Origin of the sequence: Clostridium moutaii (assembly GCF_041205085.1) — a bacterium.
Lineage (GTDB): Bacteria > Bacillota > Clostridia > Clostridiales > Clostridiaceae > Clostridium_B > Clostridium_B moutaii.
Map to the genome: position 1 here is coordinate 180,877 of NZ_JBGEWD010000003.1, position 24,156 is coordinate 205,032.

At 33.0% G+C, this 24,156-nt stretch carries 20 protein-coding genes; all 20 read left to right on the plus strand.

The genetic code is table 11. The features are described 5' to 3' along the window. Positions 1-8 precede the first annotated feature (8 nt). The 20 genes from ispG (at position 9) to AB8U03_RS05330 (ending at position 24,124) form a co-directional block, all read left to right on the plus strand. Complete coding sequence (ispG, locus tag AB8U03_RS05235; RefSeq protein WP_369703499.1) at positions 9-1,058, plus strand: flavodoxin-dependent (E)-4-hydroxy-3-methylbut-2-enyl-diphosphate synthase; 1,050 nt, start codon at positions 9-11, stop codon at positions 1,056-1,058. Positions 1,059-1,109: 51 nt separating this feature from the next. After that, complete coding sequence (locus AB8U03_RS05240) at positions 1,110-5,429, plus strand: PolC-type DNA polymerase III (protein ID WP_369703500.1); 4,320 nt, start codon at positions 1,110-1,112, stop codon at positions 5,427-5,429. 575 nt (positions 5,430-6,004) lie between these two features. Further along, positions 6,005-7,576: an ABC transporter substrate-binding protein gene (locus AB8U03_RS05245; protein WP_369703501.1), complete on the plus strand. Its 1,572-nt coding sequence runs from the start codon at positions 6,005-6,007 to the stop codon at positions 7,574-7,576. A gap of 90 nt (positions 7,577-7,666) precedes the next feature. Further along, positions 7,667-8,671, plus strand: coding sequence for an ABC transporter permease (locus AB8U03_RS05250; RefSeq protein WP_369703502.1), 1,005 nt, complete (start codon positions 7,667-7,669; stop codon positions 8,669-8,671). Positions 8,672-8,682: 11 nt separating this feature from the next. Continuing rightward, on the plus strand, positions 8,683-9,567 hold the full coding sequence (locus AB8U03_RS05255; RefSeq protein ID WP_369703503.1) for an ABC transporter permease: 885 nt from the start codon (positions 8,683-8,685) through the stop codon (positions 9,565-9,567). A 12-nt stretch (positions 9,568-9,579) separates the two neighbouring features. After that, complete coding sequence (locus tag AB8U03_RS05260) at positions 9,580-10,536, plus strand: ABC transporter ATP-binding protein (RefSeq protein WP_369703504.1); 957 nt, start codon at positions 9,580-9,582, stop codon at positions 10,534-10,536. Then, complete coding sequence (locus tag AB8U03_RS05265; protein ID WP_369703555.1) at positions 10,536-11,288, plus strand: ABC transporter ATP-binding protein; 753 nt, start codon at positions 10,536-10,538, stop codon at positions 11,286-11,288. Before AB8U03_RS05260 ends, AB8U03_RS05265 begins: the two co-directional genes overlap by 1 nt. Before the next feature lie 44 nt (positions 11,289-11,332). Further along, positions 11,333-12,310 (plus strand): dipeptidase, encoded by a 978-nt coding sequence (locus tag AB8U03_RS05270; RefSeq protein ID WP_369703505.1) that lies wholly within the window; start codon positions 11,333-11,335, stop codon positions 12,308-12,310. A 375-nt stretch (positions 12,311-12,685) separates the two neighbouring features. Next, entirely contained in the window at positions 12,686-13,150 is a 465-nt protein-coding gene (gene rimP / locus AB8U03_RS05275) for a ribosome maturation factor RimP (RefSeq protein ID WP_369703506.1), read from the plus strand. A 17-nt stretch (positions 13,151-13,167) separates the two neighbouring features. Beyond that, positions 13,168-14,241 (plus strand): transcription termination factor NusA, encoded by a 1,074-nt coding sequence (gene nusA / locus AB8U03_RS05280; RefSeq protein WP_369703507.1) that lies wholly within the window; start codon positions 13,168-13,170, stop codon positions 14,239-14,241. A 22-nt stretch (positions 14,242-14,263) separates the two neighbouring features. Then, entirely contained in the window at positions 14,264-14,533 is a 270-nt protein-coding gene (rnpM, locus tag AB8U03_RS05285; protein ID WP_369703508.1) for an RNase P modulator RnpM, read from the plus strand. Positions 14,534-14,546: 13 nt separating this feature from the next. Then, the gene (locus AB8U03_RS05290; protein ID WP_369703509.1) at positions 14,547-14,840 is read left to right on the plus strand and encodes a ribosomal L7Ae/L30e/S12e/Gadd45 family protein; all 294 of its coding nucleotides are present in this window, start codon (positions 14,547-14,549) and stop codon (positions 14,838-14,840) included. 17 nt (positions 14,841-14,857) lie between these two features. After that, on the plus strand, positions 14,858-16,933 hold the full coding sequence (infB, locus tag AB8U03_RS05295; protein ID WP_369703510.1) for a translation initiation factor IF-2: 2,076 nt from the start codon (positions 14,858-14,860) through the stop codon (positions 16,931-16,933). A gap of 17 nt (positions 16,934-16,950) precedes the next feature. Next, complete coding sequence (gene rbfA, locus AB8U03_RS05300) at positions 16,951-17,316, plus strand: 30S ribosome-binding factor RbfA (protein WP_369703511.1); 366 nt, start codon at positions 16,951-16,953, stop codon at positions 17,314-17,316. Continuing rightward, positions 17,303-18,265: a DHH family phosphoesterase gene (locus tag AB8U03_RS05305; protein WP_369703512.1), complete on the plus strand. Its 963-nt coding sequence runs from the start codon at positions 17,303-17,305 to the stop codon at positions 18,263-18,265. Before rbfA ends, AB8U03_RS05305 begins: the two co-directional genes overlap by 14 nt. Then, positions 18,265-19,143: a tRNA pseudouridine(55) synthase TruB gene (truB, locus tag AB8U03_RS05310; RefSeq protein ID WP_369703556.1), complete on the plus strand. Its 879-nt coding sequence runs from the start codon at positions 18,265-18,267 to the stop codon at positions 19,141-19,143. The genes AB8U03_RS05305 and truB overlap by 1 nt, the downstream gene beginning before the upstream one ends. Positions 19,144-19,145: 2 nt before the next feature. Further along, the gene (locus AB8U03_RS05315) at positions 19,146-20,063 is read left to right on the plus strand and encodes a bifunctional riboflavin kinase/FAD synthetase (protein ID WP_369703513.1); all 918 of its coding nucleotides are present in this window, start codon (positions 19,146-19,148) and stop codon (positions 20,061-20,063) included. A gap of 135 nt (positions 20,064-20,198) precedes the next feature. Further along, complete coding sequence (gene rpsO, locus AB8U03_RS05320; RefSeq protein WP_369703514.1) at positions 20,199-20,462, plus strand: 30S ribosomal protein S15; 264 nt, start codon at positions 20,199-20,201, stop codon at positions 20,460-20,462. A gap of 73 nt (positions 20,463-20,535) precedes the next feature. Further along, a complete protein-coding gene (locus AB8U03_RS05325; protein WP_369703515.1) occupies positions 20,536-22,662 on the plus strand; it encodes a polyribonucleotide nucleotidyltransferase in 2,127 nt (708 codons plus the stop codon). A gap of 163 nt (positions 22,663-22,825) precedes the next feature. Next, positions 22,826-24,124, plus strand: coding sequence for a M16 family metallopeptidase (locus tag AB8U03_RS05330; RefSeq protein ID WP_369703516.1), 1,299 nt, complete (start codon positions 22,826-22,828; stop codon positions 24,122-24,124). Positions 24,125-24,156 lie beyond the last annotated feature (32 nt).

Sequence of the window (24,156 nt, forward strand, 5' to 3'; positions counted from 1 at the left end):
GTGAAAGAGTGAACAGATTAAAAACCAGAAAGGTAAAAGTGGGAAATATATTTATAGGTGGTGATGCCCCTATAGCAGTACAGTCAATGACTAATACCAATACAGGAAATGTAGAAAATACTGTGGATCAAATAAACCAATTGAAAAAAGCAGGATGTGATATAGTAAGATGTGCAGTTCCTGATGGAGAAGCCTGCAGTGCACTTAAAAAGATTGTGGAAAGAGTAGATATACCTATTGTGGCAGATATACATTTTGATTACAAATTAGCTCTTAATTCCATAGAAAATGGGATTTCGGCTCTCAGAATAAATCCTGGAAATATTGGAGATATATACAAGGTGAGAGAAGTTGCAAGGGCAGCTGAAAAGATGAAGATCCCCATTAGAATAGGAGTGAATTCTGGATCCCTAAAAAAAGACATTTTAAATAAATATGGAGGTGTATGTGCCAAGGCACTTGTGGATAGTGCATTAGAGCATGTAAAAATATTGGAAGATGTGGGATTTTACAACACAGTTATATCCATAAAATCCTCAAATGTAAGCCAAATGGTGGAAAGTTATAGGAAGATATCAAAGATTGTAGATTATCCGCTGCATTTGGGAGTAACTGAGGCAGGTACTATATGGAGAGGAACTATAAAATCAACTGTTGGAATAGGAACTCTTTTGATGGAAGGTATAGGAGACACCATAAGGGTGTCTCTTACCGGGGATCCTGTGGAAGAAGTAAGAGTGGGAAGGGAAATATTAAAATCCTGTGGACTTTTAAAAGAGGGTATTGAATTTATATCCTGTCCTACCTGTGGTAGAACTGAAATTAATTTAATTGAAATAGCACAAGAGGTGGAAAAGAGACTTTTAAATGTTCAAAAAAATATAAAGGTAGCTGTTATGGGATGCGTGGTAAACGGTCCAGGAGAAGCAAGGGAAGCGGATATTGGCATAGCAGGAGGTAGAGGGGAAGGTCTTATATTTAAAAAGGGAAGTATAGTAAAAAAAGTAAGAGAAGAGGATTTAGTAGAAGCTCTTATAGAAGAAATAGAAAAAATTTAATTACCTGCCTTAAAAAATAAACAATAGGGTTATAAGGAGAGGGGGTAAAAGATGAGTCTTGATATTGTAAAAATTTTGCAGAAGGACTTGGATTACGATAGCCATACCCTGGAAGAAGATATAAAATTACTAAAGATACAATATTTGAGAAAGAGCAATAAATTGAAGGTAATAGTCAAATCTGGAGAAAATTTAAATCACAGTATACAGAGTAAAATAAAAAGCATAATCAATAAAAAGCTTGGAAATTTTTTTAATATTGATCTCATATGCTATCGGGATATATCCAATGTGTCTTTAAAAGAAATAAGTGAAAATTATTGGGCTCAATTGGTAGATGTCTTAAGTTCATATATACCTGTTTGCAAGGAATTTTTGTTGAAATCATCTAGAAAAGTGGAGAAGGATATAATTAAAGTTTTTAGTGGAAATGAGTTCATATGCAACCTGCTGAAAAACAAGAATATAGAAAAACTTATGATCAGAAGCATTAGAAATATATTTGGAGTTAACTGTTCTGTAATATTGGATTATGATGAAAAACTAAATGTGGAGAATTATCTAGAAGAAAGCGAAAAAGAGGAAAAAAGGTACATAAAAGATATTTTGAATTGTCAAAATAAAGAAGGCGAAATGTGCAGAGGTGCTCGGGAATCTAAACAGAACAGTGGAGGTAAAAAATTTTCACAGGAGAGTAGTATTACTGACAGAAATCCTGTTATAATTGGGAAAAATATAAACGGAGATATTGTGGATATTCGAAACATAACGGAAATTTCTAAGGCAGTTATTATAAAGGGAGAGATATTTAAAAAGGAAGTTATAGAAACTAAAACTGGGAGAAAAATAATTACTTTTTACATAACAGACTATACCAGCTCTATTATTGTAAAGTTTTTTCCAAGACCTAAAGATGCAGATAGAATAATAGATGAAATAAAAGAGGGCCTTTTTTGCATGGTAAGGGGAGAAGCTGTAAATGATATTTATGCCAGGGAATTGGTTATAATGGCCAGGGATATAGTTAAAATCAAGAAAAAGGAAAAGGTGGATAATGCACCCAAAAAGAGAGTGGAACTCCATCTACATACTCAAATGAGTGCCATGGATGCGGTTAGCTCTGCTTCAAGCCTTATTGAGAGGGCAGCTAGTTGGAATCATAAAGCTATCGCTATAACAGATCATGGAGTAGTTCAGGCTTATCCAGAAGCCATGGAGGCTGCTAAGAAAAACAATATCAAAATAATATATGGTATAGAATCCTATCTGGTGGATGATGGAGTACCTATTGTGATAAATGGAGATGACAGAACATTAAATGATACCTATGTGGTTTTTGATATTGAAACCACCGGTTTTTCTAGTATAAACGACAGCATAATAGAAATAGGTGCAGTGAAGATAAAAGATGAAAAAGTGGTGGATAAATTCAGTGAATTTGTAAATCCAGAAAGGGCCATACCTGATCGTATTGTGGAACTTACAGGAATCGTAGATGAAATGGTGGAAAACTGTGGCAATATAAAGGAGATCTTACCCAAATTTATGAAATTCATAGGTGATTCCGTGGTGGTGGCGCATAATGCCAGCTTTGATGTCGGATTTATAAAGAAGAATTGTAATGATTTAAATTTAAAGTTTGATAATCCCACTATGGACACAATCCCACTGTGTAAATTTTTATTCCCAGAACTTAAAAAATTCAAATTGAATGTAGTGGCAAAACATCTGGGAATATCTTTGGAAAACCATCACAGGGCAGTAGATGATGCTGGAGCTACTTGTGATATACTTTTGAAATGTTTTAAAATTCTCAGAGAAAGGGACATTTTGAATTTATATAAATTGAATGAGGAATTTTTAAGTAATATAGATATAAAAAAGCAAACTATGTATCATCTTATAATATTGGTTAAAAATCAAACAGGACTTAAAAATTTATATAAACTTGTGTCTCAATCCAATCTGAATTACTTTTTTAAAAAGCCCAGAATGCCTAAAAGTTTGATAATGAAATACAGAGAGGGACTCATAATAGGGAGTGCCTGTGAAGCAGGTCAGGTGTATAAAGAAGTATTAAGCGGCAAAAGTGATGAAGAACTAAAGGATATGTTGAATTTTTATGATTATTTGGAAATACAACCTATAGGAAATAATATGTTTCTTGTAAAAAATGGGTTAGTTAAAGATAAAATTGAGTTGGAAAACATAAACAAGAGAATATGTGAACTTGGGCAAAAAAATAACATGCCTGTGGTGGCTACAGGAGATGTACATTTTATGGATCCGAAAGATGAGGTGTTTAGGCGCATAATAATGTCAGGCCAAGGCTACTCGGATGCAGATAATCAGCCACCTCTTTATTTTAGAACTACAGATGAAATGCTTTCTGAATTTCAATACTTAGGCAGGGAAAAAGCAGAGGAAGTAGTTATTGAAAACACCAATAAAATTTCAGATATGATAGAAGAAGTGAAACCTATACCTGATGAAACCTTCCCTCCTAAAATTGAAGGTGCAGAAGATCAAATAAAGGATATGACACTTAAAAAAGTACATTCCATTTATGGTAAAGATCTTCCTGAAATTGTTCAGAAAAGATTGGATAAGGAATTAAGTTCTATAATAAATAATGGGTATGCAGTACTTTATTTAATTGCAGAAAAATTGGTGGCAAAATCCTATAAAGATGGTTATTTAGTTGGCTCCAGGGGATCAGTAGGTTCTTCTCTCGTAGCCACTATGTCAAGTATTACAGAGGTAAATGGACTGCCGCCTCACTATGTATGCCCAAAATGTAAGTACAGTGAATTCTTTGCAGATGGTTCTATAGGAGCTGGAGCTGATTTGCCAGATAAAAACTGTCCTAAATGTGGTGAAAAGCTTATAAAAGATGGTTATGATATACCTTTTGAAACATTCCTGGGATTTGCAGGTGACAAGGAACCGGATATAGATTTGAATTTTTCGGGGGAATATCAGCCTGTAGTACACAAATACACGGAGGTGCTATTTGGTGAAGGACATGTATTTCGAGCAGGTACTATAGGTACCATAGCTGAAAAAACTGCTTATGGATATGTAAAAAAATATTTATCAGAAAAAAATATGATTGTGCCTCAAGCTGAAATAGAAAGACTTACAAAGGGGTGCACAGGAATAAAAAGAACTACGGGTCAACACCCTGGAGGGGTTATGGTAGTTCCAAGTGACAATGAGATATATAATTTTACACCTGTGCAGCATCCTGCGGATGACAATAATACAGATATAATAACAACACATTTTGACTATCATTCCATAAGCGGAAGACTTTTAAAGCTGGATATACTTGGGCATGATGATCCTACGGTGCTTAGAATGCTTCAGGATTTAACAGGAGTTGATCCTAAAAGTATACCTCTTGGAGATCATAAAGTGATGAGTTTATTTACATCTCCGGATGCACTGGGAGTTACTAAAGAAGAACTTGAGTGTCCTGTAGGAACTTATGGATTGCCTGAATTTGGAACTAAGTTCGTAAGACAGATGTTACTGGATACACATCCTAAAACTTTTTCGGATTTAGTCAGAATATCAGGATTGTCCCATGGAACTGATGTGTGGATAAATAATGCCCAGTACTATATAAAAGAGGGCTATACTACTCTTAGAGACTGTATAGCCTGCAGAGATGATATAATGATGTATTTAATTCATAAAGGCCTTCCGCCAAAGACAGCCTTTACTATAATGGAAAAGGTAAGAAAAGGCAAGGGGCTTAAAGAGGAATATGAAAAAGAAATGAAAGAACATGATGTCCCCAATTGGTATATTGAATCCTGCAAAAAGATAAAGTATATGTTTCCTAAAGGCCATGCGGTAGCCTATGTAATGATGGCAGTTAGAATAGCATATTTTAAAGTATACTATCCCAAGGCATATTATGCTACGTATTTTACAGTAAGAGCAGATGAATTTGATGCTGATATAGTTGTTCAAGGTGAAGAAGCTATAAAGAAAAAAAGGGATGAACTCTATGCAATGGGTAATAATATAACTCAAAAGGACAAAGGACTGATTACAATATTGGAATTGTGCTATGAGATGTATAAAAGAGGAATAAAATTTTTAAAGGTAAATTTGTATAAATCTGATGCAAAAAGGTTTTTAATGGAGGATGAGGGCATAAGAATTCCCATAAATTCTCTTTCGGGTGTAGGAGAAAATGCTGCTGGGAATATAGTGGAAGCCAGAGAAAAAGGGGAGTTTATATCCAAGGAAGATTTGAGAATCAGGGCGAAGGTTTCCAAAACAGTAATAGAAACCTTAGATAAATATGGAGCTTTAAGAGGACTGCCTGAAACCAATCAGTTGTCTTTATTTGTGTAGATATAATTGTATATAAAACATCTTATAATATACTTAATTTTCGATTATAGGCATATACCGTGTAGAAACTATATAGTTTCTACACGGTATATGCCTATATTTTAGTCCATTACATTGCTTAAACATCAGACCCCAGCTTTGTAAAGTGGAGCTGATAGGCAAATGTTGCGTCCCTGGATAAGTTTCTTTTAAGGTTCGGAAGGTATTTCTTGCGGGATAACTCCACCGTACCCAAGAAGTAGTTGATTAATATTTAATATAAAGTACAGAATATTGAAATAATAGATATAAATATATCATTACAAGTTAAAAAATATTTTTGTTGTAAATATAATAAAAAAATTTTTGAATGACAAAAAATGATAATATATGGGTATTTTTTATAATCTTATAAATTAAACAGGATAAAAATATTATTTTAGCATAATAATATATGATTAATTAATAAAATTGTATTGCAAAAAAAGCTAAATGATGATAATATTTTAAACAATATTTAAAAAACATGCGATTATATTATAAAATTTAAATAATATAAAAAAAATAAATTCATAAATTCAAGAGGGGGACTAAAAATGTACAAGAAATTTTGTGCAATTCTTGTAGGAGTTTGTTTATCTTTATCAGCAGTTGGGTGTGGAAATACAAATTCTTCAAGTGATGCAAATGGATCTAGTTCAGCAGATAAGAGTAAGTTGACTATTGCTATTAATGGTGACATGGGAACTTTAGATCCAGCAGGTACAATGGATAATATGGCAGTTAAAATAACTTATCCTACATATGAGAGATTAGTTGAATTTAATGGTGCATCTACAGATGTAAAACCTGGGCTTGCAACTAAATGGGAAACAAGTAGTGACGGACTTACATGGACTTTTCATTTAGCAAAAGGACACAAATTCGTAGATGGAACTGAAGTTGATTCTCAAGCTGTAAAATTTTCTTTTGAAAGAATACTTGCTGTTAAGAAGGGGCCAGCTGATACTTATAAAGTAATACAAACTATAAATGCACCAGATAAGTATACAGTTCAGTTTGTTTTAAATAGTGCTTTTCCGCAATTTTTGTCTACACTTGCTACTAACTATGGTGGAATAGTTAATCCTAAAGTAATGGCGCATGAACAAAATGGTGATGAGGCTCAAACTTATTTGTCTAATCATACTGATGGAAGTGGACCTTATCAACTTACAGAATGGAAAAAAGGTTCTTATATACATCTTTCTTTGAATCCTAATTATGCTAAAAAACCAACTTTAAAGGATGTATATTTTAAATTGGTTTCAGATGCTTCGGCAGCTAGGCTAGAACTTGAAAAGGGTGATGTTGATATTGCAGAAGGAATAGATATTGATCAGATTGATAAACTCAAGAGTAATCAAAATATTTCAATTGTAAAGAAACCAAGTTTGCTGGTTGATTATGTATATTTAAATTGTACAAAAGGTAATGCTGCACTTCAAAATATAAAAGTAAGACAAGCTATAAGCTATGCTGTTGATTACAATTCCATAATAAGCAAAGTTATGCAGGGTTATGCTTCTCCAATAGCGAGTCCTGTACCAAAAGGGTTATGGGGATATAATCCATCTGCCTTTAAATATACTAAAAATGTACAAAAAGCAAAATCCCTGTTAAAGGAAGCAGGAGTAAGCAATGTTCAACTTACATTACTTTATTCAGATAGATTTCCTAACTGGGAACAGGAAGCTTTGATATTGCAGAGTAATTTAAAAGACATTGGAATAAATGTAAATTTAAGCAAAGTAGCTTATGCAACTATGAGAGATATGCTCGATTCAGGAAAATTTGATCTGGCAATGGGAGTTTGGAGTCCAGATTATGCGGATCCATATATGTTTATGAATTATTGGTTTGATTCAAAGGATCAGGGTCTTGCAGGAAATAGAGCTTTTTATGTTAACCCTACGGTAGATGATTTAGTCAGAAAGGCAGCTTCTATAACTGATAGATCTCAACGTACGGAACTATATAATCAAGCACAGAAAATAGTCATAAATGATGCACCATATGTTTATTTATATCAAAAGCAGTTTATATTACCAATGAACAAAAATGTAAAGGGATTTGTTTACAATCCAATGCTAGAGGGAATATATAATTTGGCAGATATGAGTAAATAAAAAATAAAATAACTTATCCTGTTTTAAAGGGATAAGTTATTTTAAAATTTTGGACATAATGTTTAATTTAGTCTATATAGGAGGAAATATATGAAGAAAATTATTATTAAAAGACTTTTATTAATGATATTAGTTATTTTTGGAGTTAGCTTAATAGTATTCCTTTTATCTCATGTAATTCCAGGAGATCCCGCCAGAATGATGGCCGGACAGAGAGCTTCACAGGATACTCTTATTAATATCAGAAAACAGCTTGGATTAGATAAGCCTTTGATAGTTCAATATTTTATTTATATGAAAGGTCTCTTATCCGGGAATTTGGGTGTATCAATAAGAACACAACAGCCAGTTATATCAGATATTGCAACATATTTTCCAGCTACTTTGGAATTAGTTTTATATGCATTTTTAATAGCTCTTATAGTGGGAATTCCATTAGGTGTTTTAACAAGTTTAAAGCAAAATACAATAATTGATTATTTGGGGAGAATCTTCTGTATAGGAGGAGTTTCCATTCCAGCATTTTGGGGAGGAATTATTTTAATACTCATATTTTATTCAAAGTTAAATTTACTTCCTTCTTCAGGACGATTATCATTAGGTGTAGTTTTTAACACTAAAATAACTGGTCTTATAACAATAGATAGTTTACTTACTGGAAACTTTGCAGTATTTAAAGATAGCTTGAGGCATCTTATACTGCCTGCAATTGTTTTATCTTATGCACAACTTGCAACAATTACAAGACAAGTTAGATCGAGCATGATTGAAGTACTAAATGAAGAATATATAAAAACTGCTAGAGCAAATGGTATAAAAGAAAAGTGTTTAATTGTGTCTTATGCACTTAGAAATGCATTAGTTCCTACAATAACTGTAGTTGGATTATCACTTGGAGGACTTTTAGGTGGAGCAGTAGTAACAGAGACTGTCTTTAACTGGCCTGGAATGGGTAAATATGTAGTTGATTCAATAGCATTTCTAGATTTCCAATCCATAATGGGATTTACCATCGTAGTTGTAATAGGTTATGTTCTCATAAACTTGATAGTTGATATTTTATACATGTTTTTGAATCCGCAGACTAGAGAATAGGAGGAATACTTATGAACTTAGAGATAGAAGCCAATAATAATATCTTAAAGAAAAAAAGTAAAAATAGTAGTATTATTCTTTATAAGATAAAAAAGAATCCAATGACTATATTGGGATTTGCCATAATAATAATAATGGCACTTCTGGCTATTTTTGCACCTTATATAACAAGTTATGATCCTACAAAAATGAATATACTAGATAGATTTCAGGCTCCAAGTATGAAACATTTATTTGGAACAGATGAAGTTGGACGTGATATTTTAACGAGGATTATTTATGGAACTCGAATATCTCTAACTACAGGAATAAGTGTAGTTGTTACTGCAGGATTTATAGGTGCTTTTATAGGGTCAGTATGTGGATATTTTGGCGGGTATGTAGACCAAATAATAATGAGATTAATGGACATGGTTCTGGCATTCCCAACTCTTATACTTGCAATGGTTATAGCTGCAATATTAGGTTCTAGCTTATTTAACGTTATGCTTGCCATCGCTATAGTAAAAATTCCTGTATATGTTAGATTAGCCAGAGGTGAAGCACTCATTCTAAAAAACAACCTATATGTAAAAGCGGCTAGTACCTTTGGTTTATCTAATATATATATAATATTTAGGCACATTATTCCAAATGCCATAACTCCTATAATTATTCAAATCACTTTAGATTTAGGAGATACTATTTTACTTGTAGCAACACTAGGCTTCTTGGGACTTGGAGCAAAGCCGCCAACTCCAGAATGGGGAACTATGATAAGCACAGGATTTAAGTATATGCTTGAACAATGGTGGTATCCTACTTTCCCTGGATTTGCAGTTTTTTTAGCTTCAACTGGTTTTAATCTAATAGGAGATGGTCTAAGAGATGTACTTGATCCTAAATCTTTGAGATAGGAGGAAAATGCTTTGTTAAATGTAGAAAACTTATCTGTATCTTTTGATACTTTTGAAGGGAGAATCCATGTACTTGACAACGTATCTTTTTCTGTAAATGAAGGCGAGATACTTGCCATAGTAGGAGAATCTGGATCAGGTAAATCTGTTTCAGCGTATTCTGTACTAGGACTTTTGGATAAAAATTCCAATATAGAAAATGGACAAGTGTTGTTTGAAAATAATGATCTTTTAAAATTAAAAGGAAAAGAGATACAGGAATATAGAGGTAAAAAAATAGGTATGGTCTTTCAAGAGCCTATGACTGCCCTTCATCCTACAATGAAGGTTGGAAAACAAATTTTAAATGTAATAATACAAAATTCAGGAGTATCAAAGGAAAAAGCAACAGAAATAATGCTTAAGAACTTAAGGGATGTTCATTTTGATAATCCAGAATATATAGCTAATAAATATCCATTTGAACTTTCAGGAGGTATGAGACAAAGAATAGTTATTTCTCTTGCCATGTGTAATGAACCTAAACTTTTAATTGCGGATGAACCTACTACTGCCCTGGATGTAACTATACAAGCTGAAATATTAAATTTGATGAAGGAACTTGTAAAGAAAAGAAATACTGCTGTTTTATTAATTACACATGACTTTAGTGTAGTAAGAGCTGTAAGTGATAAAGTTTGTGTAATGTATGGTGGTAAAGTACTTGAAAGAGGATATACGAAAGATGTATTAGAAAAACCAGAGCATCCATATACACAAGCACTTCTAAATGCGCTTCCAGATAAAGTTGATCCGAATATAAGGCTTCAAGAAATAAAGGGAGAAGTACCTGATCTTAGATACAGACCTAAGGAATGTATATTTGCTTCCAGGTGCCTTTTTAAAACCGATAGATGCTTGAAAGAGGCTCCGCCGCAAAAAAAAGATTCAGAGAATCATGTTTTTTATTGCTGGGAGGTTGATAAGTGATGGAAACTATTTTAGAAATTAAAAATTTGAAAAAGGTGTTTGGTAAGTTTTCTGCATTGAAAGGAGTTTCTTTTAAATTAAATAAAGGTGAGACTTTTGGACTAGTTGGTGAATCAGGATCTGGTAAATCCACTATTGCCAATATAATAGTAGGAATACATTCGCCTTCATCAGGTAATGTGATTTTTAAAGATAGAGAACTATGGAAAAACAATAAATACAATTGTGGTGAGTATGGAAAAATTCAAATTGTATTTCAAGATCCTCGCTCTTCACTTGATCCTAGAATGACTATAAAGAGTATAATTTCAGAACCGCTTTTAGCGCTGCCGAAATCAATTAGGCAGGAAAAAGGATCCAGGCAAAATCTTGCAAAACTTATAAAGAGTGTTGGACTTCAAGAACAGCATTTAGACAGATATCCACATGAGTTTTCTGGCGGACAAAGACAGAGAATAGCTGTTGCTAGAGCTATAATTACAGAGCCAGAAGTTATAATTCTAGATGAACCTACTTCTGCACTTGATGTATCAGTTCAGGCACAGATTTTAAATCTTTTAAAAGATATCCAAAATGAAAAACATATGACTTATTTATTTATTTCCCATAATATGGCTGTAGTCAAATATATAAGTAACAGGGTAGGGGTTTTGTATAAAGGTGAATTTGTTGAAATGGGAAATTCAAAGGATGTATTTAATTCACCTAAACATGATTATACAAAAAGATTGATTTCAAGTATATTGAATTAGAACAGAGTTATTCCAATAACAATTGATACGGAGGTAAAGGTCAAATGAAAGTTTTTGATGCACATTCGGACATATTTACAGATGTCACTGTGAGACGATTAAATGGTGAAAAAGACATTATAAAAAATTATCATATGGATAAATTAAAAGAGGGGCATGTAGGAGCTTCGATTTTAGGAATATGGATTGAACCACTTTATTTTGATAAGGATTGTACATGGAGAATGCTTCAGATCATGAGTGCTGTTTCGGAAGAAATCGAGGATATGAATGAATGTGCCGGCATTGTATGCAAATACAATGATTTACTTGAATTGAATAAAAAAGATAAACTTGCCATAGTGATTGGTATGGAAGGTATGGATGGCTTCAAAGGTGATGTAAGCCTTATAGATGTCATGTACAGGTTTGGAGTGAGACATGGTATGCTTACGTGGAATAGAGAGAATGAATTTGCAACAGGAGTTGGAAGTATTCATCATGATAGAGGGCTTACAAAATCCGGTATAAAACTAATAAAGAAAATGGAAGAATTGGGCATGATAGTTGATGTGTCCCACGGAAATGAAAAAACATTCTGGGATATATATAAAAACACAACTAAACCTTTCATAGCTTCGCATTCCAACGTATATAATCTATGTAATGCTCCAAGAAATTTGAAAGATGATCAGATTAAGGCTATAGGTGAGAGAAATGGTGTTATAGGAGTTAATTCCTGGGTGGATTTTATAGACAAGAATAAACCATCTGCTGAAAAACTGGCAAATCATATAGATTATATAGTGAACTTGATTGGAATAGATCATGTGGGTTTTGGGTTTGATTTTGGAGATTATATAGATCCTAAAACTCTTTCCTCATTTCAAGAAGAAAATTATATAAAAACTCCAGGAATTGAAGATGCTTCTAGGATACCTAATTTATTAAATATTTTAAAAAAAAGGGGATATAATAATGAAGATTTGGAGAGAATATCTTATAAGAACATGGAACGTGTGGTTCAAAATGTGCTGAGCTGATATAAAGTGTATAAAGTGATTTTTAGGTTCTTCAGGTGGAGTTTTCTCATAAGGAATGCTTTTTGTATCTGAATCCTAGAAGAACTTATACTGGGTGCAGCAGTGTCTGTCTCCCACTTTACAAAGCTGTAAGTGTTAACACTTATAGCTTCGGATAAACTTATAGATAATTTTTCTTGAAATAGGAAGTGCAGTATGTTAAAATGAAAGAGGTAAATCTACAGAAGTTAGTATGACACATAGGAGTGGGTTTGAACCCGCTCTTTCTATTTGTAAAAAACGCAGCGAAAGTTGCGTTTTTAAATTATAAACAACTAAATAACATTTTTTCAAAAATATTGTATAACATGTATAAATAAAGAAGGAGGATTTAAAGTGAGAGGAAGTGCCTTGACAAAAAAAATATTGGAGTTTGTAAAACCTGTAGTTTATGATTTAAATTATGAACTGTATCATTTGGAATTAAAAAAAGAGGGAAAAAACAACTACCTGAGAATATATATAGATAAAGAAGAGGGAAATATATCATTTCAAGATTGTGAAAATGTAAGCAGGGCAGTTAGTGACATATTAGATAAAGAGGATCCCATAAAAGATTCTTATTATTTGGAGGTTTCATCGCCTGGTATTGAAAGAACACTTTATACAGATGAACATTTAAAAAGGTATATTGGATATAATGTAACGGTGAGTATACTGGGACTTTTAAAGGGTAAGAAAAAATATGAGGGAAAGCTTTTGGAATTTGATAAAGAACAATTAAAAATTAATTGTAAAGATGAGGATATTATTATTCCCAGAGAGAAAATTTCTGCTGTAAATTTAAAAGGTGATGTTTAGGGGAGGTATATTTTAAAATGAATAAGGAGTTTATAGAAGCCTTAAGAGAAATAGTAAGGGAAAAAGGGATAAGCGAAGATTTATTGTTTACAACTATAGAGGATGCATTGGTTGCAGCCTATAAAAAAAATTATATGGGACATGGAGTAAGCAATCAAAATGTTAAGGTTACTATGAATAGAGAGAATGGAGAAATTCATGTGTATTCTCAAAAAAATGTAGTAGAAGAAGTAAATGATGAAGTTGCTGAAATAAATGTGGAGGATGCAAAACAATTGGATCCACACTATAATATAGGTGATGTGGTGAACATAGAGGTCACTCCGAGAAAGTTTGGAAGAGTAGCTGCTCAAGCAGCAAAGCAGGTGGTTATTCAAAGAATAAAAGAAGAGGAAAGAAGAATTATATACAGTGACTTTGCAGAAAAAGAAGAGGATATGATAACTGGAACTGTTATAAGAAAAGATAAAAACAATGTACTTATTGACCTTGGGAAAATAGAAGCTGTACTCGGACCTAATGAACAAATGCCTGGTGAAAAGTACAACTTTAATGATAAATTAAAATTATATATTGTAGAAGTTAAGAATACTACAAAAGGGGCTCAAATTGTAATATCAAGAACCCATCCAGGGCTTATAAAAAGATTGTTTGAACTTGAAGTACCTGAAATATTTGATGGAACTGTTGATATAAAGTCCATAGCAAGGGAAGCGGGATTCAGAACAAAAATTGCAGTACATTCCAGTGATGAAAATGTAGATCCTATGGGTGCTTGTGTTGGACCAAAGGGAATAAGAGTTCAAAGTATAGTGAACGAGTTAAAAAATGAAAAGATAGATATAATAAAATGGAGCAAACTTCCGGAAGAGTATATAGCCAATGCACTTAGCCCTGCTAAAGTTCTAGATGTGACTTTGGATGAAGATATGAAATTTGCACAAATTGTAGTAGATGACAATCAACTGTCCTTAGCTATAGGTAAGGAAGGACAAAATGTAAGACTGGCGGCTAAACTTACAGGATGGAAAATAGATATAAAAAGCAAATCCCAGGTAGAACCTAAAGAAGAGGAAAATGAAGAGAAATAAAATTAATTAAGGTGGTGTGTATATGAAGCAAAAAAAGATTCCCAAGAGGATGTGCACAGGCTGTATGGAGATGAAACCTAAAAAGGAACTGATAAGGATAGTAAAGAGCAAAGAGGGGGAGGTTTCCGTAGATCCTACTGGAAAGAAAAATGGCAGAGGTGCTTATATATGTAGGGATACTCAGTGTCTTGAGAAAGCTTTTAAAAATAAAAGGCTTCAAAAGAATCTTGAGATACAGATAGATGAAACTTTATATAACAGTTTAAAGGACCAGATAGAAAATGACAGATAAATTTTTGCAATTTATGGGATTGACAAAGCGTGCAGGAAAGCTCGTAGAGGGATATAATATATGTGAAAATATAATAAAGAAAAATAAATTATATTTTGTGATAATGTCTCGGGATATTTCTAAAAATACCTGCAAAAAATTTTTGAATTATAGCTGTAGCTACAATGTTCCTGTTATAAAAACACAATACAGCAAAGAGCAGCTTGGAGGTGCAATTGGATTGAAGGAAATAAATATAATAGGTATTTCAGACAATAAAATGGGAAAAGTTCTGTTTGAACTGTGGAAAAAAAATGAGAAACTTTAGTTTCGGAGGTGAAAGATTTGTCAAAAATAAGAATTTATGAATTGGCTAAAGAGTTAAATATATCCAGCAAAAAATTAATTGAATTGCTTTTAGAGGAATTTGGGGTAAAAGTAAAAAATCATATGAGTGCAGTAGAGGATGAAGATGCGGAGTTAATTAAAGAGTTCATTGAAGAAAATAAAAATAAGGAGGAGGGAGAACAGGAACTTAAAAATGATAATTTAACGGATGAAAAACCTCACAAGGATATAGATAAGAGCGGAAGTAATAAAAATAGCAATAAAACAGATGATAAGCAAGGGGAAAAAAGTTTGGAAAATAAGGATTCACAGGAAATCATAAAAATAGAAGATACCATAACTGTAAAAGAGTTTTCTGAAAAAATAGGTAAACCTTCTACAGAAGTTATTAAACAGCTTATATTTATGGGAGTAATGGCAGCTATAAATCAGGAAATAGATTTTGGTACAGCGGAAAAGCTGGGTGAAAAATTCAATGTAACTGTATTGAAAGAAGAAAAGGATATAGATAAAGAAGCAGTGGAACAACAGGAAGATGAAGAAGAAGAAGATGCTAATTTAGAAAAAAGGCCCCCTATTATAACTGTCATGGGACATGTGGATCACGGAAAAACATCCCTTTTGGATGCTATAAGAAAGTCAAAAGTAACTGCCACTGAGGCAGGAGGAATAACACAGCACATAGGTGCTTATACTGTTACTATAAATGGTGAGAAAATAACTTTTCTTGATACTCCAGGACATGAAGCATTCACTGCAATGAGGGCCAGGGGGGCTCAAATTACAGATATAGTTATTTTAGTCGTGGCAGCAGATGATGGAATAATGCCTCAAACTGCAGAGGCCATAAATCATTGTAAGGCCGCTGATGTGCCAATAGTCGTAGCTATAAATAAGATAGATACACCAGGGGCTAATGTTGATAAAGTAAAGCAAGAATTGACAGAGTATGACTTAGTACCTGAGGATTGGGGAGGAAATATCATATGTATACCGGTATCTGCCCATACTAAAGAGGGAATTGATACATTGCTTGAAATGGTACTTTTAACAGCTGAAATGCAGGAATTAAAGGCAAATCCTCATAGAAATGCAAAGGGAACTGTAATAGAGGCAAAACTTGATAAAGGCAGAGGAGCCGTTGCTACTCTTCTTGTTCAAAATGGAACACTTCATGTGGGGGATTCTGTAATAGTGGGGAGTACTTATGGAAGAGTGAGAGCCATGTTTGATGACAAGGGAAAGAAGATTAAATCAGCAGGTCCTTCTATTCCGGTGGAGATACTTGGATTGTCTGAAGTACCAGCAGCAGGAGATAGGTTTCATCAAGTTAAAAATGAAAAAAGTGCAAGGGATATAGCGGAGAAAAGAAAGCAGAAAGTAAGAGAAGAATACCTTCAGTCTACTCATAAAGTTTCATTGGAGAACTTATATAATCAGATAAAAGAGGGAAAAGTAAAAGAACTGAATATAATAGTAAAAGCAGATGTACAGGGTTCTATAGAAGCATTAAAACAATCCCTTCAAAAACTTTCTAATGAAGAGGTAAAAGTTAGGGTAATACATGGAGCGGTTGGTGCCATAACGGAAACAGATGTAACTTTGGCTTCAGCTTCAAATGCCATAATAATAGGATTTAATGTGAGACCTGACATCAATGCACAAAACGCTGCTGAAAAGGAATCCGTGGATATAAAAACTTACAGAGTTATATATAATGCCATAGAAGATATAAAAGCCGCTATGGTGGGAATGTTAGAACCAGATTATAAGGAAGTTGTACTTGGAAAAGCTGAAATCAGGCAGACTTATAAGATATCCAATGTGGGAACTATTGCAGGATGCTATATAATTCAGGGAAAAATGGTAAGAAGTTCTAAGGTGAGGATAATAAGAGATGGAATAGTCATATTTGAATCGGAGCTGGCATCTTTAAAAAGATTTAAAGATGATGTAAAAGAAGTTGCAGAAGGGTATGAATGTGGTCTTTCCATTGAAAAGTTTAATGATATAAAAGAAGGAGACGTAGTTGAAGCTTACGTTATGGAAGAAGTTAAGAAAAAGGAGTTATAAATGAGAGGTGATATTTTGTGGCTAACTATAGAAGCGGAAGAATAAATGAAGAGATGAAAAAGGAAATAAGCAATATAATAAGAGATGACATAAAGGATCCCAGAGTAACTGCTATGGTGAGCGTTACAAAAGTTGATGTTACAAAAGATCAAAAATACGCTAAGGTTTACTTGAGCATCTATGGAAAAAATAAGTCAAAAGAGGAAACCCTTGAGGCACTTAAAAATTCAGAAGGATTTATAAGAAGAGAAGTTGGGCATAGGATAAAACTTAGAAATACACCGGAAATAATTATAGAACTTGACAATACCATAGAATATGGAATGCATATAGATGATATTCTTCATAAAATAAAGGAGAATGAAAAGCATGATAATGAATGATATAATCAATAGGATAAAAGATTGCAATAAGATTGCAATTACTTTTCATTCTTCTCCTGATGGAGATGCACTTGGAAGCTCGCTGGCATTATTCCAGGGATTGAAAAAAATAGGTAAAAAAGTTAAAATACTTGCAAAAGAGGAAATATTGGAGGATTTTAAATTTTTACCCTACAGTGAAGAAATAGATGGCAGGAGTTTTAAAGCGGATCCGGACACCCAATGTGTAATAGTGCTGGACTGTGGAGATGTAAAGAGAATAAATGCAGATTTGGATTTTAAAGATACGGTATATACGATAATAAATATAGATCATCACGTAACAAATGAACTCTATGGGCATTTAAATTATGTAGATACAAATGCAGCTGCTGTAGCGGAAATAGTATATCAAATACTTAGGCTTATGGGCATCGATATAGATAAAGACATGGCAAAGTGTCTTTATACATCTATAATTACAGATAGTGGTTCTTTTAGGTATAGCAGCACCACTTCTGTAACTCATACTATAGCAGGAGATTTGATAAATACGGGTATAGATTTTAGCCAAATTCACAGGATTATTTTTGATAATAAAAAATTTGAGAAGATAAAACTTTATGGAAAGGCAATTGAAGGCATGCAGCTTATAAAAAATGAAATTTGTGTTATACAGATTACAAGTGACATGCTTTCTCAGTCTGGTATGGGAGCGGATATAGATACTTCTGATATTATAAATATAGGAATGAAAATAGATACTGTAGAAGTTGGAATCCTATTAAAACAGGTAGAAGACGGAGTAAAAGCAAGCCTTAGATCTAAATCAAGGGTGGATGTGAGAAAAGTAGCTGAGGCTTTTAATGGAGGAGGACATATAAGGGCCAGCGGACTTATGGTTTCACATAAAACTATGGATGAGGTAAAGAACATGATAGTGAAGGAAGTTGAAAAAGAGTTTATATGATGAATGGAATTTTGAATATAAATAAACCCACTGGTATTACATCTTTTGATGTGGTTAGAAAAATTAAGTCTTTGTCAAAAAACAAAAAAGTAGGTCATGCAGGTACTCTTGATCCAATTGCTTCAGGGGTGCTGCCAGTGTGCATAGGGGGAGCCACCAAGTTTGTAGACTATATAATGAAAAATGAAAAAGTATATTTGGCCGACATGAAACTTGGGGTTACAACGGATACTTATGATAGAGAAGGTACTGTAATAGATACTTCAGATTTTAATCTAAGTGAAATGGATATAAAAAGTGCAATTTTAAGCTTCCAGGGTGAAATAGAACAAATGCCGCCTATGTATTCTGCTATAAAGATAAAGGGAAAAAGACTTTACGATTTAGCAAGACAGGGTATAGAAGTGGAAAGGGAAAAAAGAAAAATTACAATATATTCTATAGATATTGTGGATATAGAATTACCACATTTAGTATTTAAAGTAAGATGTTCCAAAGGAACTTATATAAGAAGTCTTTGTCATGATATTGGCAATAAGTTAAATTGTGGAGCTATCATGTGGAATTTAAAGAGAACATCCACGGGGAACTTTGATATTTTAGATTCCATTGATTTAAAAGATCTAAGTATTGAAAACATATCACAGCATATTGCTCCTGTAGAGAAGGCACTGGAACAATATCCTAAAGTCATAGTTGAAGATATATATGTAAAAAATGTCTTAAATGGAATCCCCATAAAGGATAAAATATTTTTGAGTAAAATATTAGAGGAGAAACTATATAGAGTTTATATCCATGAAAATAAATTTATAGGTTTGGGTATGCGTAAAACTTTTGAATTTAAAATGGTGAAGTTATATATTCGAGGTAATTAATTATGAAAGTCATAGAAGATAATTTTAAAAAGCATTTTATGGAGAATACATATATAGCATTGGGAAGTTTTGATGGACTTCATCTGGGACATATGAGACTTATAAACAAAACCATCAAGCTTGCCAGAAATAATGGGTCAAAGAGCATGGTGTTTACATTTAAAAATCACCCGCTTATGACTATAAATCCTGATTTAGCACCTAAGATTTTAATGGATAACCCCTCTAAAATAGATGTATTAAGAAATGCAGGTTTGGATATAATAAATATGGCAAACTTTAATAAAGAGCTTATGAAGATATGTCCTGAGGATTTTGTAATTCATCTTTTAAATAATTATAGGGCTAAGGGATTTGTAGTTGGATTTAATTATAGGTTTGGGTATAAGAATCTGGGAGATGTAAATCTATTAAAAAAATTAAGCAAGACATATAAATTTTATTTATATGTTATAGATTCAGTAAAATACAAAGGACAAATAGTTAGCAGTTCAATTATAAGGAACATCATAACTGATGAAGGAGACATGAAAAAAGCAAATATGCTCTTGACAAGACCTTTTATGATACAGGGTAGTGTAATACATGGAAAACAGTTGGGAAGAAAATTGGGCTTTCCTACGGTGAACTTGGATTATAATAAAAAATTTGTAATACCGAAGGGCGGAGTGTATTATACCAGGGTGGAATTGGATGGTAGAATATTTAAAGGTATAACCAATGTAGGATATAATCCCACCACTTATGACAATAAACTCAGTATTGAAACCAATATACTGGGTTTTAACGGAGATATATACGATAAAAATATAAAAATACATTTTATTGAAAGAATTAGAGATGAGTTAAAATTCAATAGTTTAACTGAATTAGCCGATCAGTTAAAGAGGGATAAGATGTATGCAAGTAAAAAAAATTAGAAATTAATTTTAAAAATTAATTTACAATACTAGGTTTATTTGCTATAATTACAGACGTGATCCTTATGCTAAGAATTTCGACTTGCCAACGTTGTTCTTGGAATAAAGGGGATTAACAATTGGAGGTGTAACAAAATGGAAAAGGCATTTAAAGAAGAAATAATGAAAAAATATGCGAGACATGAGGGAGATACGGGATCTCCAGAAGTGCAAATAGCGCTGCTTACAGAGAGAATAAATCATCTAAACGAACATTTAAAGATTCATAAAAAGGATCATCACTCTAGAAGAGGTCTTTTAATGATGGTTGGTAAGAGAAGGGGTCTTCTTAATTACTTAATTAAGCAGGATATTGAAAGATATCGTACTATTATTAAGGCATTAAATTTAAGAAAATAATCTTTGAGAGCGGGCTTATACCGCTCTATTATTTTAACAAAATTATAATCCATTGGGAGGAGGTATATTTTTAATGAGTGAAATAATTCAAACTACTATTGCAGGAAGAACCTTAAAAGTTGATTATGGAAAAGTAGGTAAACTTTCTGATTGTGCCATGTTAATAAGTTATGGAGATACAGTGGTTTTAATCAATGCAAATTCTTCAGATAAACCTAGAGAAGGAGTAGATTTTTTCCCTTTAAGTATAGAATATGAGGAGAGATTGTATTCTGTTGGAAAGATTCCTGGAGGTTTTATAAAAAGGGAGGGAAAGCCTTCTGAAAAGGCCATATTGCATGCTAGGGCAATAGATAGGCCTCTTAGACCGCTATTTCCAAAAGGCTATAGAAATGATGTTCAGGTAGTGTGTACGGTGTTATCTGTTGATCAGGACAATGCACCTGATATATTAGCCATAAATGGAGCTTCATTAGCCCTTTGTATATCAAGTATTCCCTTTACTACTCCAGTGGCAGCAGTATCGGTAGGGCTGGTGCAGGATGAGTTCGTAATTAATCCTGATTTAAAACAAAGAGAAAATAGCAGTTTAAATCTTACCGTGTGTGCTACCAAGGATAAAGTCATGATGGTAGAAGCTGGAGGAGATGAAATACCAGAGGATGTAATGTACAATGCCATAATGTTTGGACTTGAAGAATGTAAAAAAATAGTAGCATTTCAAGAAGAAACTATGAAAAAATATGGCAAGAAAAAAATTGAACCAAAACTATACAAGGCAGATGAGACAATAGAAGAAGAAGTGAGAAATTTTGCATTTGATATGATAAAGGATGCCATGTATATAGTAAACAGGGATGAAAGAAATGAAGCTCTGAAAAATGTAGATAAGAAATTAGAGGAACAATTTTCTGAAAAATATCCTGATAATGGAGCTGATATTTCAGATATAGTATACAGGATAAAAAAGGAAATAGTGAGAAATATGCTTTTAAAAGAGCATAAAAGAGTTGATGGAAGGGCATTTGATGAAATAAGACCAATAAGCTGTGAAGTGGGAATTCTTCCTAGAACCCATGGTACTGGACTGTTTACAAGAGGGTTGACTCAAGTAATGACCGTAGCTACGTTGGGATCTTTGGGAGATGTGCAGATACTTGATGGAGTGGGGTCTGAAGAATCCAAAAGATATATACACCATTATAATTTCCCATCCTACAGTACAGGTGAAACAAGACCTCTTAGAGGACCTGGAAGAAGGGAAATAGGGCATGGAGCTTTGGCCGAAAAGGCATTGGAACCACTTATACCAAGTGAAGAGAAATTTCCCTATACCATAAGGTTGGTATCTGAAGTTCTAAGTTCAAATGGTTCTACTTCTCAGGCTAGTATATGCGGAAGTACTCTGGCTCTTTTAGATGCAGGTGTTCCCATAAAAAGACCGGCAGCAGGAATAGCCATGGGACTTATAACCAGTGAAGATTTGTCTCAAGAGGAAATACTAACTGATATACAGGGGCTGGAGGATTTCTTTGGCGATATGGATTTTAAAGTTGGAGGAACAGAAAAGGGTATTACAGCCATTCAATTTGATACAAAAATTCATGGACTGTCTAATAGCTGTATAAGAGAAACTCTTGATAAAGCAAGGATAGCAAGGTTATTTATACTAAAAAAGATCCATGAATGTATTCCTGAGCCAAGAGCAGAGCTGTCAAAATATGCTCCTAAAACATATACTATGTCTATAGATCCAGAAAAAATTAGGGATGTAATAGGCTCTGGAGGAAAAGTTATCAATAAGATAATAGCAGAAACTGGAGTTAAAATAGACATAAAGGAAGACGGAAAGATATTTGTCATGTCAGATGACAGTGCAAGTGCTAAGAAAGCATTGAAAATAATAGATGATCTTACAAGAGATGTATTGGTGGGAGAAATATATCTAGGCAAAGTTACCAAAACAACTAATTTCGGTGCTTTTGTTGAGATATTTCCAGGTAAAGAAGGTTTGGTTCATATATCAAAATTAGATTTTACCAGAGTAAATAAAGTAGAAGATATAGTGTCTGTAGGAGATAAGATATTGGTTAAAGTAATTGATATAGACAATCAAGGCAGGATAAATCTTTCCAGAAAAGATGCTATAAAAGATTCCGAGAAAAAAGATTCTGAGAAAAAAGATGTTCAAGAAAAGTAGTAAAATAGAAGGGCTTAGGTGCCTTTTTATTTTTTAATAGGATTTTTCTTCTTAGAGAAATAGATTAATCCTGTAATATCAATTCTAGGATTAAATTAAAACTGTTTGGATGAGAGAGGTGAAAACTTCTGCTGTATAATATTAATATTTCAGCAGTAAAATAATGTATAATTTATTTAAATTAGATAATGGACTAAGAGTAGTTGTAGAAAATATAGATTATGTAAATTCTGTAAGCGTAGGCCTCTGGGTAAAAAGCGGATCTAGAAATGAAGAAAAATATAATAATGGTATTTCTCATTTTATTGAACATATGTTTTTCAAAGGAACAGCCAATAGAACAGCTCTTCAAATAGCTGAATGTATAGAAGAGGTAGGTGGACAGATGAATGCTTTTACTGGTAAGGAAGCTACATGCTTTTACATTAAAGTACTGGATTCCCACCTGGATTTAGCTATAGATGTTTTAGCTGATATGCTGTTTAACAGTAAGTTTCTATCTGAAGATATTGAAAAAGAAAAAGGCGTTATAATTGAAGAGATAAATATGAGTGAAGATTTACCGGAGGATGTACTTTCAGATCTTCATAATAAGGCAATGTGGGGAGAAGATTCAATATCCCTTCCCATACTTGGAAGTATTGATACTGTAAAATCTTTTAATAGAAAGCAGCTGGTGGATTATGTGTCTTCTCATTATATACCGGAGAATTCTGTAATATCCATAGCAGGTAGAGTGGATCTAAAAAAAGTAGAGAGATTGATAGAAAAATACTTTAAAAATTGGAACGGAATGAATAAAATTATAACTAAGTATTCTTTCCCAAAACTTTTAAACAACCATCTTTTAAAAAAGAAAAGCATAGAACAGTTGCATTTAAGTTTGGGGATACAGGGAATTAAAAGCGGCAGTGATGATATTTATTCCCTTTTGCTATTGAATAATATATACGGAGGCGGAGCGTCTTCTATATTATTTCAAAAAATACGGGAAGAAAAGGGACTTTGCTATTCTATTTATTCTTATTTAGCTTCTTTCAATAATAATGGGGTAATTATTGTTTATACTGGATTAAATGCAAAATATGTTTATGATGTAATATGCAGGATAAAAGATGAGTTGGAGTTGTTTTCAAAGGATGGCATTGGGGCCAATAAATTAATAAAAGCAAAAGAGCAGTTAAAGGGCAATTATATATTGGGTATGGAGAGTATAAGCAGCAGAATGTTCAACAATGGTAAATCTCTGCTATTTACAAATAAATTGAGTACTCCTGAAGATATAATAAAGAAGATAGATAATATAGATGAGGATGCTCTGAATAGAATAATGAAAGATACTTTTTGTAAAGGAATAGTAAATTCTGCATTTGTAGGTGATAATATAGATGTGGAACTTGTGAAAAACTTATTGGATAAAGATATAAAACCTTTTCAAGGATCAAAAAGTACTCTTTTGTAAAAGTTATTAAAATAGGGTTGAAAGCTAAGTTG